The organism is Pseudoalteromonas sp. TB64, assembly GCF_000498095.1.
In the GTDB taxonomy this organism is placed as follows: domain Bacteria; phylum Pseudomonadota; class Gammaproteobacteria; order Enterobacterales; family Alteromonadaceae; genus Pseudoalteromonas.
This window is the reverse complement of the sequence record NZ_AUTQ01000082.1, coordinates 1-14800: the sequence shown is the minus strand read 5'-3', so window position 1 is coordinate 14800 and position 14800 is coordinate 1. Positions and strand designations below refer to the sequence as shown.

General features: G+C 38.7%; 11 protein-coding genes and 1 pseudogene. 8 read left to right on the top strand and 4 right to left on the bottom strand.

Annotated features, from left to right (window positions below; genetic code table 11):
- Positions 1–90 precede the first annotated feature (90 nt).
- Both L647_RS0105230 and L647_RS0105225 read left to right on the top strand, forming a co-directional pair.
- Entirely contained in the window at positions 91–852 is a 762-nt protein-coding gene (locus L647_RS0105230; protein ID WP_024611512.1) for an IS5 family transposase, read from the top strand.
- Between the two features lie 3 nt (positions 853–855).
- Positions 856–1350 (top strand): crosslink repair DNA glycosylase YcaQ family protein, encoded by a 495-nt coding sequence (locus tag L647_RS0105225; protein ID WP_081706968.1) that lies wholly within the window; start codon positions 856–858, stop codon positions 1348–1350.
- A gap of 52 nt (positions 1351–1402) precedes the next feature.
- Here L647_RS0105225 and L647_RS0105220 read toward each other — a convergent pair whose 3' ends face one another.
- Positions 1403–2296, bottom strand: coding sequence for a haloalkane dehalogenase (locus L647_RS0105220; protein WP_024610247.1), 894 nt, complete (start codon positions 2294–2296; stop codon positions 1403–1405).
- A gap of 165 nt (positions 2297–2461) precedes the next feature.
- Between L647_RS0105220 and L647_RS0105215 the strand changes: the two genes are divergently transcribed.
- Positions 2462–2974 (top strand): MarR family transcriptional regulator, encoded by a 513-nt coding sequence (locus L647_RS0105215; RefSeq protein WP_024610246.1) that lies wholly within the window; start codon positions 2462–2464, stop codon positions 2972–2974.
- Between the two features lie 172 nt (positions 2975–3146).
- Here L647_RS0105215 and L647_RS0105210 read toward each other — a convergent pair whose 3' ends face one another.
- Complete coding sequence (locus L647_RS0105210; RefSeq protein WP_024610245.1) at positions 3147–3995, bottom strand: ADP-ribosylglycohydrolase family protein; 849 nt, start codon at positions 3993–3995, stop codon at positions 3147–3149.
- A gap of 625 nt (positions 3996–4620) precedes the next feature.
- On the opposite strand from L647_RS0105210, the gene L647_RS0105205 reads away from it, so the two are divergent.
- The 5 genes from L647_RS0105205 to L647_RS0105185 are packed head-to-tail and all read left to right on the top strand — an operon-like array spanning position 4621 to position 12286.
- Positions 4621–6054: an SWIM zinc finger family protein gene (locus L647_RS0105205; protein WP_024610244.1), complete on the top strand. Its 1434-nt coding sequence runs from the start codon at positions 4621–4623 to the stop codon at positions 6052–6054.
- The gene (locus tag L647_RS0105200) at positions 6045–7586 is read left to right on the top strand and encodes a DUF5691 domain-containing protein (protein WP_024610243.1); all 1542 of its coding nucleotides are present in this window, start codon (positions 6045–6047) and stop codon (positions 7584–7586) included. The genes L647_RS0105205 and L647_RS0105200 overlap by 10 nt, the downstream gene beginning before the upstream one ends.
- Before the next feature lie 57 nt (positions 7587–7643).
- Positions 7644–8723, top strand: a complete 1080-nt coding sequence (locus L647_RS0105195; RefSeq protein WP_024610242.1) for an AAA family ATPase — start codon at positions 7644–7646, stop codon at positions 8721–8723.
- A 9-nt stretch (positions 8724–8732) separates the two neighbouring features.
- Positions 8733–11066: a DUF5682 family protein gene (locus L647_RS0105190; RefSeq protein ID WP_024610241.1), complete on the top strand. Its 2334-nt coding sequence runs from the start codon at positions 8733–8735 to the stop codon at positions 11064–11066.
- Positions 11063–12286, top strand: a complete 1224-nt coding sequence (locus tag L647_RS0105185; protein ID WP_216712727.1) for a VWA domain-containing protein — start codon at positions 11063–11065, stop codon at positions 12284–12286. The genes L647_RS0105190 and L647_RS0105185 overlap by 4 nt, the downstream gene beginning before the upstream one ends.
- 161 nt (positions 12287–12447) lie before the next feature.
- Here L647_RS0105185 and L647_RS0105180 read toward each other — a convergent pair whose 3' ends face one another.
- Positions 12448–13605, bottom strand: a complete 1158-nt coding sequence (locus L647_RS0105180) for a hypothetical protein (protein ID WP_024610239.1) — start codon at positions 13603–13605, stop codon at positions 12448–12450.
- Positions 13606–13725: 120 nt separating this feature from the next.
- Positions 13726–14345, bottom strand: a pseudogene (locus tag L647_RS01000000123675) (LysE family translocator).
- Between the last annotated feature and the right edge of the window lie 455 nt (positions 14346–14800).

Below are 14800 nucleotides of genomic sequence, written 5' to 3'. Positions count from 1 at the left end.
TAGGGCGTGTTGATCTTTGCGGTATAAAAAACAAACAGCATGAGGATAAGGTATAATTGAATTCGCTAAAAAACGTTACACCGAACCCTCATGCCAAGATTAATGTTAACAGACGCGACATGGAATGTCTTATCAAAAGTAATGCACTTAAGTGGTCGAATTTATAATAAGCCTGAGCATAGAAAAACGCTCGAAGGCATACTCTATAAGATGCGTACCGGTATTCCTTGGCGAGATTTACCGTCTTATTTCGGCTCGTGGAGTGCTATCTATAGACGATTTAATTTATGGTCCAAAAAAGATATTTTGAATGAATTATTTCGTGTGTTATCCCACTATGCTGATATGGATTGGATCTTTATTGATGGCAGTATTGTCAGGGCTCACCAGCATAGTTGCGGTGCAAGAACCGCTGGCAATGAATCAATCGGTAAGAGTCGAGGTGGCAATTCGACTAAAATTCATCTTGCAGTAGATAGCGGAGGATTGCCTGTTTATTATGAATTATCCTGTGGAAATACGCATGATATCGTCCATGCAGAGTCACTTGTAGACAATTGCCCAACGAGTAATGTGGTTGTCGCAGATAAAGGCTACGATAGTGAAAAACTAAGAGAGTTTATTCGTGATAATAGCGCTACACCCGTTATTCCACGCAAGGATAACAGTTTAGTGGGTAATGAAGATATTGACTGGTGCATGTACAAATATAGGCACTTAGTTGAGAATGCCTTTGGTCGGATCAAACAATATAGAGGGATAGCTACAAGGTATGAAAAGCTTGAACGGAATTATCATTCCATGCTCGCTTTAGCATTTACTATGATGTGGCTACCAATGTGGGCTGATTAATATATATACTACAAAGATCAACAGCCCCTAATAAAACAAACGCTTAATGAATTATTAGAATCGAAAATAATAGAGCCCATACTCATTAACAACATGCCTTACTTTACCAGCAGTAGCGCTTTAAACTTACTTAATGATCGGCTTAATAAAAAGCAGGCTAAAATTATTTCCCCGTTCGATAATTTACTCATACAACGACAAAGAGCTAGCGCAATTTTCGAGTTTGATTACTTATTAGAGTGTTATGTACCAAAAGCTAAACGCATACACGGCTATTTTTGCTTACCTATTCTATGGGACGGCAACTTGGTTGCTCGCGCCGATTGTAAAGTTGATAAATTGAGTAAAACACTAAACGTAAACCACTTACATTTAGAGCCTAAATTAAAAAATAAAGACGCCTTTTTTGAAGCCCTTGATAAAGAGCTTCATGCTTTTTCAATATTCAACAAATGTACAAGTTACGTTATACATAAAGTGTCGGATAACACACACTAATTAGCCGTTGCTAACACCTTACTTTTAAGCACTTGTTTATGTGTAATCTTTTTTAATTTGTTACGGGTAGCCAATCTGCAATAGCATTGCCTATTTCATGTGGCGAATCTTCTTGTACATAGTGAATACCGCTCACGGTTACCTCAGTTAAATTTGGCCATGTGCGCACAAAGTCTCTTGCGTAACCAACTAAAAATGCACCCGGTTCAGCATTAATAAATAGCTTTGGAATATCGTGAGAGTTAGCTAAAAAACTCGCATAGCTTTTAACTAAAGCCACGGTATCGGCAGGCTCCCCTGCTATTGGTAATTGGCGAGGTCCGGCTAAAATTGCACGGCGGTCTTCCCCTGCATTTAAATACGGTCTGCGGTATTCATCATGCTCTGCTTGCGTTAATTTGCGCGAAATAGTCGCCGGTAATATTGTTTCAATAAAAAAGTTATCATTAAGCACCATTTTATCACCCTCAGCTGAGCGCATAGTGCCAATAGGGCCGTGCAAATCTTTAGGAAAGTCATCCCATGTAGGGAAGTCAGTAACAATTGCTTCCATAAACGCAATGGCTTTTACTGCATCACGATGTGTATTAGCCCAGTTAAAACCAACACCAGAACCCCAATCGTGCAGCACTAAAGTTACGTTTTTATTTACACCCAACGCTTCTAAAAGTGCGAATGTGTACTTACTGTTTTCAGCTAACGAGTAACTACTGTCTGTCGTATTATCTAACTTTTGCGAATCCCCCATCCCAATCATATCTATTGCAATTAAGCGTCCTTTACCTTCTAGATAAGGCATAACGTTTCGCCAAAGATAGCTTGAGGTAGGATTGCCGTGTAAAAATACAATAGGATCGCCTTGCCCCTCGTCTACGTACGCCATTTTTTTATCTAATACCGTTTTAAACTTTTTTGTATAACGCAATGTTTCTAAATCATTTTTCATTTAATCTCTTCGCTTTATTTTATTGGATTGTGTGCGGTAACTTATTCAATATACGTTAAGCACAAGACAACTAATTTGAATTATATACATGACTGAGTCACACAATAAGCGAGAGCGTTAAACTTGTCACTATATTTGTATGATCGAATCACATATAATTAAACAATGAAAAATGAAAAATACTTATCAAACCTAATTGGCACTTTTGCTACTTCGGTTTCAAATGACATTGAAAAGCAGATTGCCGAGCTAGGCGGGCGAAGCCTGAGCCACGAAGCAGCATTAGTTACTATTTATAACCACCCTAACGAAACCATTGATGTACTAAGCAAGGTGTTAGGTTTAACCCATTCGGGTGCAGTTAGGCTAATAAATACGCTTGAAAAAGAAGAACTTGTAAAAAGACAAAAGTCATTAAAAGACGCCCGCTCTGTTGTTTTACGTACAACCGATAAAGGAAGTAAACGGGTTGAGCTAATACTAAGCAACCGAGAAACAGCGACATCTAAAATACTTAGCAACTTTAATACTGAGCAAAAACAAAGCTTTTTAAGTTTAATAGAAATAGCGCTCGGCACTTTAACAAGCGAGCAAATAGAAGCGCGAAAAATATGTAAATTATGCAATGAAGGGGTATGCAGAAAACAAGGCTGCCCAGTAGAAAATGCGATTAAATAGAGCCGTTTTTAACCACTTTAAATTATTAAGTCGCCTCGAATATATTAACGCCGATTAAAAAGGCGGTGTCATCCGATTATAGATAAAACACTAATAAGAACATCATTCTGTTTTTATTAATTAGGCTCAGCGCCTGCATCAAATTTAGTATTGGTAAGAATAGCGTTTAATTTTAAAAATCAACGCTATTAAATTTAGTATGCAGTTGATCCTCCAACGTATTTAAAAAACAAATGCCATAATCCGGCTCGTCTAAGTTTTCAATTAAATTTAGCGGTAAATTATTTTCGTATTCAGGGAAACAACATGCCAAACCGACTGAAATAGACGCAACACTGTCGGTATCTCCGCAAAGGTCAACACTGCTGCGTAGTAAATCTTTTAAGTTGTTATGCTTTAACAAACAGCTAAATACAGCGCTAACGGTGTCGTAAGCAGCAATAGAAACTTCCTTACTCCAGTTAAAATCCCAGTCTGCGTAACCTTCGCTTTGTAAAAAGGCTTTAAGCTCTGATAGTTTACCGTGTTTATGAATCCCAAAATGGCTTGCTAAAGCAATTGCACAGCTTGATTTAATAGCAATATCTGTATCGTGAGTTACCTTTGCTTGCATAGAGGCTAGCTCAATTACCTGATCTTTATTTTTTAAAAAACCAATCGGTACCGATCTCATTGCTGCGCCATTTCTTTCGCTATTTGGTTTTATTTTTGAAAGTAACTCCGCTCCAGAGTCAACACTACACAATAATGCATAAAATCCTTTTGAGTACCCTTTTCGCACATCTCTTTTAAAGCAATCAACAAATTTATTTGCGATAAGTTCGGTACTGTAATGTTCATCACTTAATAGCAATTCGGTGATTGCAATGGTCATTTGTGTATCGTCAGTGTATTTGGCTAAAAAACCATAAAGGTCATGGGTGCAATAAGCCGATAAATTATTATATGCGGTTACTTTATCGACCGTAGAAAACTCAAACCCTGCACCGTATGCATCTGCAATCGCTATTTCTTTTAACATTTAAATCCGCCTTATTTTTATGTCCATATAATATGGTTTTACTGTAAATACGTTATTTTGCTTTACTATTACCGCTTTTATACCTTTATTAGCAACGTATTTTGAATTTTGTATGAGTAACAACATTTTTAAATGACTAACTTTAAATTACAACATGTTTAAAATAAAGGAACTTAATAAATCTAAGTAACGCTCGACTATTCTACATTATTAAAGGTAACAGCTATCTTATTGTATTAAATTTCAGCGATTAAATGATTAGGGTCTGTTGAACTTTGCGGATTAAAATTTGTTCAAACTAGGAGCTATTTAATCGCGGCGCGAGATTTGTAACCTAGTGGGCTAAGTAAAAACCGAGCAACAAAGAGTAAATAGCCCCTAGGAAGAACCCTTTAGGCAGCGCCTGTTTGGTATTAATGCTACGTTATCGCCTATTTATGGGGAACAACCACACTGCATAGGCTCTGCCTTGCCTAAACACCAAACAGACTGCTGCAAATTTAACCTTGAAAGATCAACAGACCCTACATACGATAACAATTATCTTATTGTATTTATGATAATTACAGATAAAATGACACGATAAAATTTATTTTTACAACGTAAAATAAGTAGGCGTTATAACATGGAAGTATCCGAATCGCTTGTGCAAGCTCTTGCTCCAGATCAGCCTTCAATCAACGCAGCAAAAAAGTTACTTAATCCTGCAAAATGGCCGGTATTGAGTCAATCAGAAAACGTTAATACTATTTGGGGTGAGTGCCAAGGTTCGGGCTCTAAACCTTATTATACAATGGCTGATGTTGCTGATAACGGCTATAAATGTACTTGCCCTTCGCGTAAGTTTCCTTGTAAACATGTATTGGCTTTATTTTGGTTGTTTTCTGATGTGCCTAGTAACTTTACTAAAACAGATCCACCCGAATGGGTAAACGATTGGCTTGGCAGACGTAAACGTACTAATACAGGCGAAAAAACAACATCGACTGACGATAGTAATAAACCGGCCAATAAGCTTAATACTCAAAGCACACCTACAGAACAAACACTCACGCCTGAAGAAATAGCAAAACGAGAAGCTGATAAAGCAAAGCGTGCATCTCAAAATAGGGCTAAAACGCAAGATTCTATTAAACAAGGTTTAATAGAATTTCAGCAATGGGTAAACGATCAATTAAGCCACGGTATTGTTCACTTTTTAAAAGAAGATACCACAAAGTGCCGAAAAATTGCGGCGCGTTTAGTTGATGCAAAAGCGGTTAACTTAGCTGCCCGCATTGACGAGCTTCCGGCTAAAATAAGCGTGTTTCCTATTCAACAACAGCCAAATTTTGTATTGCAAGAATTTGCGAAATTGATACTGCTTAGCGAAGCGTGGCTAGCAAACCCTGACGATATAGATACATTTAGAAGTGTTGCAAGCAGCGAAAATCGTGAGCAATTACTAGCACCCACCTCTGATATGCCTAAACCAATTGTGAAAAATGGTACTTGGCAAATTATTGGCGAAAAGTCAGAAATGCTTCGTAATGGGCTTCAAGTATCAATGCGCTGGCTGCTTTTAGTCGCTGATAGTTCGTCATCGTTAAGCGCTGCTCCTACATTTGCTTTATTGCTTGATTACTCCACGGTTAAAAGTGGCAAAAATAAAACAACAAGTGTTATTGGTATGCAGATTGAAGGAAGTGTTATTTTTTACCCTAGCCGATCTCCTTTACGCGCAATTTTAGGCGAACATAAATACATTACCGACATGCCCGTGAGCCAACCAACTAATAATACCCATTGGCGAGAACACTTTCTTGCAATACATGCCAAAATGCCTTGGATTGATGACGTGCCTTACATAGCGCAAGCCGGTCGTATTAGTGAAGATAATACAGGGCAATACTGGTGGCACAATAAAGATAAAACCCAGTGTTTACCGTTAACTAATAACGCAATAAACCCCATTATTTTAGGCAGCCAACTTAGCAGTGTGTTTGTATTGCTCAATGGGCAATTTGCTGAGCTAATTAGTGCAAAAACCGAGCATTGGGGAGTCATTACATGTCTGTAATATCAACAACCGATAACAAAAACGAAGTAGCTATAGAGCTTAACAACGCTTTAAATACGGCTCAAAATCTAGAAAAAAAATGGCTTATTGGTAATAACCAAATTAACGTAGCAGACTTACCCAAGCAATGGCATTCAGTATTAACGCCATTAGAACACTACCCTACTAAACTAAATTTATATGCGTTAATTTTAACGCAACAGCAACAGTTAGTGACTCATTATTTGTCACCCAGTGATGATTTAGAGCCCACAGAAGATATTCCTGAGCTTGCTTTTCCAAGTTTAGGACAATCACTTCGCCCTTTATTTAATCGGGTTATGGCTGAGTGTAAAAATAACTCACACAGTATTTTACAATTGTTAAACCTGTTAGCTAACTACGAAGTTTGCGCTCATCCAAGTGATTGGATGCCGACAGAAAACACTAAAAACATTCCTGGTTGTTATTTTACTTGGCAGTACTGGGCTAATAATCAACTAACCCAATGGCATTTAATACGAGATTTACAGTTTGATAAAGTTAACTTTGCTGAGCTTTCTGCAGCGCAAATTGAGTCGTCACTTACACGGCTGCGCGACATTAAACCCCAAGTTGCGGGGCAATATATCCATCAATTAGCTCAAGCTGCTCCTTCTGAGGCACGTTACAAGCTCTATAAAATTTTAAAAGTTAATTTAACGTCGCAAGACATACCTATTTTAGAAATTTGCCTTAAAAATAAGTCTAAAAAAGTAGTACAACTCGCTACGCGATTTTTATCTCGGTTAGAAATCTTCATTAAAGATGAAAAAAATGAGCAACTAGCGCAAGAGCTAGCCCAATGGCTTGTTGTAAAAACGCAGCTTTTACCCAAAAAAATGACGGTTATTTTGCCTGCAACACTTAACAGCATAAAACAACAAGCTATGCGCACCGAATTAATTAACGACGTTGCTTTACCTGACTTAGCAGAAGCGCTGGGGATTTCATTAATAGAACTGTGTAAAAACTGGCGTTTTACCGAGCACAGAGAACAAGACAACATTAGCTTTATTCGTAATGCTTTTGACTCTTTACCTCAATATATATTGGAACGCTTTTTTGAAAAGTGCTGCAAAGAACTTCGTTATGACCGTTTTTTCAGTGCTGTATTACACGGTATAGAATCTCGTTTTTCGGTACAAGGTGCATCGGAAGTACTAAACTACATTTTAGAAAAAGAAGTGTTAAATTTAGGGTTTACTTATTGGTCATTATTAGCAGATCAACCTTTAACTCACTTAACTTGGCTGCAATTAAGCCAATCTATCGCGTGGAAAGAGCTAACAGATGATATTAAACAAGATATAAGTAAAGGTCATTATATTGAACAATATCACATCCGCCCTGAGCTACTTAAACTAGGTCTGTTTTTACCGCCCTCTTTAGCGCAGCAAGCGTATGATTACTTTATTACTCTAGGTGTATTACCCAACGACCCAGCGCTGGATTCTCTTAATCTCAATATAGCGCTAGAAAACACCTACACAAATATAACTTTTATATTATAAAAATTAGTCGCCTAAGGAAATGCTGGGCTCGTACACATAAAATTCAAGGACATTATAATGAGCGATATACTTCGTTTACCCGTTGAGCAAACGTACCAAGTAGAGTTAGATGCTTTAAAAGCAGAAGACACTGGTAGCAAACCTTACAACTGGGCTTTATCTCCTCAAGCAGTGGTAACCTATTTAATGGGTGGTAAAACACCTTCTGGTGTTGAAATTTCGGCTAAATATATTGGTAACCGTCGCATTATAGAAACAGCCGTTGCGACACTTGCTACAGACCGTGCTTTATTATTATTAGGTGTACCAGGTACAGCTAAGTCGTGGGTATCTGAGCATTTAAGCGCTGCAATATGCGGATGCAGTACACAAGTAATACAATGTACCGCCGGCACAGACGAGAACCAAATTCGTTACGGCTGGAATTACGCACAACTACTCGCACACGGACCAAGTAAAGAAGCATTAGTTGCAACGCCGTTGTTTCGTGCAATGCAAAGCGGTAATTTATGTCGCTTTGAAGAACTAACGCGTATGGGTTCTGACGTACAAGACACTTTAATTACCGTATTGTCTGAAAAAATGTTGCCTATTCCAGAGCTAAACGATTCTATTTTTGCACAAAGAGGCTTTAATATTATTGCCACAGCCAATAACCGTGATAAAGGCGTAAACGAGCTTTCATCAGCTCTTAAACGTCGCTTTAATGTAGTTGTATTACCTCTGCCTGATTCTGCAGAACAAGAAGTTGAAATAATTAATAAACGCGTAATAGAAATGGGTAAATCGTTAGACTTACCAGTGCCTAAAAACACAGCTGATGAAATAGAAAAAGTAGTCGCTATTTTTAGAGAACTACGCGGCGGAGAAACCCTAGACGGTAAGCTTACGCTTAAAACAACCACGGGCAACCTTTCAACAGCAGAGGCTATATCGGTTATGGTTGGTGGGTTGAGCCAAGCAAATTGGTTTAATAAAGGCGACCTAGGTGCAGCTGAAATAAGTCAAAACCTGCTTGGCGCTATTGTCAAAGACCCTGTTCAAGACCGCGCTGTATTAGAAGAATACCTTGAAACGGTGCTTAAAAAACGCAAAGGGTTTGAAGACTACTACCATCATTTAAATCAGGTGTTATAAGGTTAACTAATGGCACACTCTGATATTCACTACTTTGGTATACGACATCATGGTCCTGGCTCGAGTAAGCGCTTATTAGCCGCGCTTGAGCAGCTACAACCACAGCACGTATTAATTGAAGGACCAGCTGATTGCAATGAACTACTGCCTTTATTAGCCAACCCGCAAATGAAGCCCCCTATTGCATTATTAAACTATGCAGTTGAGCACGCAAGCAACAGTATTTTTTATCCTTTTGCTGAGTATTCACCTGAATACCAAGCTTGTTTGTGGGCTACTAATCAACAAAAACCCGTTGAATTTATTGATTTACCTATTTCAGTGCGCTTAGCGCAAATGCAAATAGAGCAAGATGCTAATAATGACAACGACAGTAATTGTGATGATGAAATTACAAATGAAAATGAGCAAAATACATCATCTAATGAACTAGAAACCTCAGACCCTCAGTTAGCAGCGTTGTTACACGACCCTATTGGCGCACTAGCAAATATTGCCGGTTATGAAGACGCAGAAGGTTGGTGGAACGATCTTATAGAACAAAGCCGTGATGACAGCTTAGCTATTTTTGAGCAAGTAGAACACGCAATGACCGCCCTTCGCCAACCTATTGCTGATGACTCTCCGGCATTAGCGCAAGACCGCTTGCGCGAAGCCTTTATGCGTTTAGAAATAGCAAAAGTAGCAAAAGAATGTGATGGACCAATCGCCGTAATATGCGGTGCATGGCATGTCCCTGCGCTAAAAGGTAAACACACCACAAAAGATGATCGTGCTTTAATTAAAACACTTCCAAAAAAACTAGCCGCAAGTAAATATAAATCAACTTGGATCCCTTGGACATCGTCGCGTTTAGCTACCCAAGCCGGTTATGGCGCAGGCGTGTCGGCACCTATGTGGTATCAACATTTATGGCAACACCGTAATCAAGACGATCATATTGCTCCTTGGCTTGTGTTTATTGCCAATACTTTACGCGAGCAAGGCGCTATTATTTCAACCGCATCTGTTATCGAAGCACAGCGTCTTAGCCTAAGTTTAGCCGCAGTACGAGACAGACCACAGCCAAGCTTTGAAGAAATAACCGACGCGGTTATTAGCTGTATGTGCTTTGGCGAGTACGCATTGTGGCAACAAATAAATAAAACCGTATTATTGGGTCAACAAGTAGGTGAAATACCCGACGACATCGACCTTGTGCCATTATTAGAAGATCTTCAAAAACTACAAAAAAAATACAGGCTAAAACCCGAAGCACTCGAAAAAGAGCATTCGCTCGATTTACGCAGTGACATAGGACAAAACAAATCGGTTTTACTTCACCGATTACAATTACTAGATGTACCGTGGGGCGAGCAATTAGACGCAGGAAGTAGTCGAGGAACATTTAGAGAAAAATGGCGTTTAATATGGCAACCCGAATACGCTATTAAACTCGTTGAACACTTAGTTTACGGAAGCACCATAGAGCAAGCCGCAAACAACAAAGTAATTGCAGCATTAGCTAAAGAGCAACACCTTGGCAAGCTCGCAACATTAGTAAACAGCTGCTTAAGTGCCAATTTAAACAATGCAACAGACTTTGGCTTAACGCAACTCACCGCGCGAGCGGGTCAAGTAAGTGACTGCCATGATTTACTGACCAGTATTTCACCTCTTATTGATATAAGCCGTTATGGCACAGCTCGTACACTTGCTTTGGGTAAAATTGATGAATTAATTGAACGCCTAACGATTCAAGCAGCACTTGCACTTCCCTACGCATGTAGAAATTTAAATGACGAAGAAACACAACAGTATCGTCAAAACATTCATGCAGCTCATAGAGCCTTGGTATTGCATTTAAATAACACCGACACCTTAGCAAAATGGTGGCAAAGTATTGAAGAGATAACGCATTCAAGCCAATCAAATTTTTTACTTATCGGTTTATGTGCAAGGCTACTTTATCAAGCAGAAAGATTAAACAGTGAGCAGCTCAGCTTAATGCTTAATAAAATGCTGTCGCCCGCTTTACCGCCAGCTCAAGCGGCGCTCTTTTTTGATGGTTTTTTTACTGATGCAGTAGACCAGCTTTTATATGACTCGGTGCTACTTGATGCTATTAATAACTGGTTGTTACATCTGGAAGAAACCACCTTTATTGAATTTTTACCGCTATTTAGACGCGTATTTTCAAACCTTGATTCAATGGAGCGAAAACGTTTATTTGATACCCTGTTTAGCAGTAAATCATCCTCTGAAATAACACACAATACCGATACAACCCATTATGCGTTATGGCAACAACAGTTATCGCAATTAGCGAAACTCGCACAGCGTGATAAGGATTGGTTAATATGAATGATAAAACGACTTTAACCCAAGAGCTTAACGAAAATAACGAACCAATGGCGACAACATTAAGCGAAAAGTCACGCCGTTGGCAGCTCGCTTTAGGTGTAAACGACGAACAACAACCGCCGTTATCTAATCGCGATGAACGTTTATCGGGTGCACTTTCAGCGCTTTATGGCTCTGACAACGCAAACAAACAAGGGCGAGGAAGTCTCAGCCGTTCAGCACCTAAAGTATCGAAGTGGTTAGGCGATATTCGTGAGTTTTTTCCGACCCCAGTCGTGCAAGTCGTTCAAAAAGATGCGTTTGAAAGGCTCGGCTTAAAAGAAATGCTAATGGAGCCTGAGTTTTTAAGTGCTATTGAGGCTGACGTACATTTAATAGCTGACTTAATCAGTTTACGCTCAATTATGCCTGAAAAAACAATCGAAACGGCACGACAAGTTATAGAAAAAGTCGTCAAAGAGTTAATGGACAAACTAGAGCAAAAAACGTCAGAAGCAATTAGAGGGGCTTTAAATAAATCTAAACGAAGCTTTAGACCTCGCTTTAATGATATTGATTGGCCTAGAACCATTCATGCAAACCTGCGCCATTATCAACCTGAATATAAAACCATAGTGCCTGAAAAGTTAATTGGTTTTATGCGTCAGCAACGCCGTTTAGCCGATCTTGATGAAGTAGTACTGTGTGTTGATCAATCTGGCTCTATGGCAACTTCGGTCGTGTATAGCTCAATTTTTGCAGCCGTAATGGCATCTATTCCCGCAGTGAAAACCAAGCTGATATGTTTTGATACCAGCGTTGTTGATTTAACAGAAGATTTAACAGACCCTGTTAGCGTTTTATTTGGGATTCAATTAGGTGGTGGCACCGATATTAACCAAGCGATTGCTTATTGCGAAAAACAAATAGAACAGCCAACTAAAACGCACCTGTTACTTATTTCTGATTTATATGAAGGTGGCGATGAAGTTCAGTTAAAACAACGTGTTGCTCAACTAGTAAAACAAGGTGTAAACGTCATTACTCTACTCGCCCTAAGTGACGATGGCAGACCCGCTTACGACGCGCAAATGGCAGCTGAATTTGCAACGCTTGGCAGCCCCGTATTTGCGTGCACCCCAGAACAGTTTCCAGACTTAATGGCAACAGCCTTAAAGCGAGAAGACATTATGTTATGGGCAGCAGATCAAGACATAAAAGCAATTCGCCCGTTAGAGTAAGTCTCCTAAATTAAGCCCCTGATCTCTTAACCAGAGTTCAGGGCTTAATCTAAAAAGTAATAAAGCGAGCTATCGAGCAAAATCATTCATTATTTAAAGGTAATTTTGCTCGATATACAGTGATAATAATTTGAATTTAATAGACCCTAAATGATAAATATTTAAAAAATATTTTGTATAAATAATTGAGGAGACGACTCAATTAAAACCGCAACCGCATACAAAATAATAGCAACTAACACAATTGCTAACATACCGTGTTTATTACCAACTAAATCTACAACCGTCATAATCACATAGAGAAAAAATACGGTGTTTATAATGGCAGGTATCACTGGCAGATTAAAAGTGAGTAAAGCAATTAAACTCAGTATTTCTATAATAACAAAAGCAACTACGGCGCATCTTTGACGCACCTTATTATCGTTATCAATAATTTTAATATTAAACCGACTATAAACAAATAAGCCAAAAGCTAAAACCCCCGTTGCAGCATATTCAATTCCCATTGAAAAATAGCTTAACCAAGGTATATCTACTTGCATTACTTTTAGCACTGAATAGCTTAATACAACCACCCCCGTTGTAATAAGCAGGACATTGTTTCTGTTTTCTTCTTCAACGCCAATAAGCCTACAAAAATTTTCGCCAAAAATTAAAATAAATGTACTCACTGCAAATATTCCTAAAACAGGGCTTTGCAGAACAATAGTAAAATAAGCGGTGTAGCAAAATACACCAGCATAAAAAATAATATCAATGTCTGAAATTCTATTAAAGGTTAGCTTTCGAGCAATTGCTTCTAGTGCATCTTCGTAGATAAATATAAACCAATAAAACGTACCAATGTGAATAACTACGCCAATAATACTTACATAATATGCCTGTAATGCCCATATAGATTCAGCTTGGCTTATCAACAAGTACCCTGAAAAGAGTAAAATAGATTGAAGAATTATTGCCGGAATAGCGATTATTAAACAAACAATTTCATAAATCACCCTATGAAAAACAATCAACAATGCAATAACCGCAAGTGATTTAAGAATGTTTATAGCAGTAAAGTAACCCTCCTGATTGGTAGCTTTTTCATCTATCGCTTTCTCATCTTCAAAAGCCGTGTTAGGTTCAGCTAACAATTCTATTTTTGCTTTTTTTGCGTTGTCTGCTGTTATGTAGCCAAGATCATAAAGCGTATTTATTGTGCTTAATACTGTTTCTTGTTTTGTATTATCAACAGGCTCCTCCGATGCAAAAGAGAGCGTTGTAAACATCAATAAGAAGAAGATAGTAATTACTTTATAAATCAAGCTGTTCATATTATTACTGCTTCCGTACGTATTTTAATAAATATTATTCTATATTAATATATAGATAGAATTACTTTTCAGTTTTGATATTTGTTATGCAAAGAATGGGTTATTGCAATACAAACCATATCACCCAAGTGCTAACCATACGCCTACAGCGGCCATTAAGCTTCCTGCTATACGGTTCATCCATTTAATATTATCGCCACGGGCTAAAAATAAACGTAGGCTTTTACCACCTGTTGCGTAAGCTAACATGCATACAAATTCGCTGACCATTATTACACCAAGCAATACTAAAAGCTGCGGTGCTAGAGCGTACTTAACACTTATAAACGGCGGCAGTAATGAGATCATAAACGCCCAGCCTTTAGGGTTTGCAATTGCGGTTACAAAACCTTGCGTAAATAATGACTGCCTACTTACGTCATTTGGTTTTGAGGTATCAATCGACATTTTACCTTTGGCTCGCCACATATTAAAACCAATATAAATTAAGTACGCACCGCCTACCCACTTTAGAATAGCGAACGCATCTGGGTAATTTAGCATGATGCTTGCAACCCCAAGCACCGCTGCAACGGCTANACTGCAGCTACACCTAACAATTCACCTATCATCATCCATAATGTGCGACGCACACCAATGCTCATACCGAGTGTCATGGCGAGAGTCATACACATACCTGGCGTTATCGACACAAAAAAGAAAGTAGGAATAAAAACGGCGAGTGCTGCTGCATCAATCATTAATATGCTCTTATATTAAATTAACTAAAAATAAAAAACGCGGCTAAATAGCCACGTTTTTGAATACCTATTTTACTACTGGCCTTTAGTAGGCTCCGGCACTTGCTCTGGCTCTTTAGTTGAGTCATTTAGCAAGTATTTATCAAGCCACTGCTCTTGTTCCTACAATACATGCAATAAGCTTTACGAGCACGGTAACCGTGTGCTTCATAAGGGAGCATTACTAAGCGGGCGTCTTTACCTAACCCTTTTAGGGCTGCGTACATACGCTCACTTTGCATTGGGAATGTTCCGTGAGATTAAGAGTGGGTCTTCTTGCCCTCACAACATAAACACTTACTTTACTATTTACTCGGGATTGACTCTGCTACTTGCTCAGTAGTTACCTTTGCCGGCTCAACTGAGTCATTTAGCAAGTATTTATCAAGCCACTGCTCTTGTTCCCACAATACATG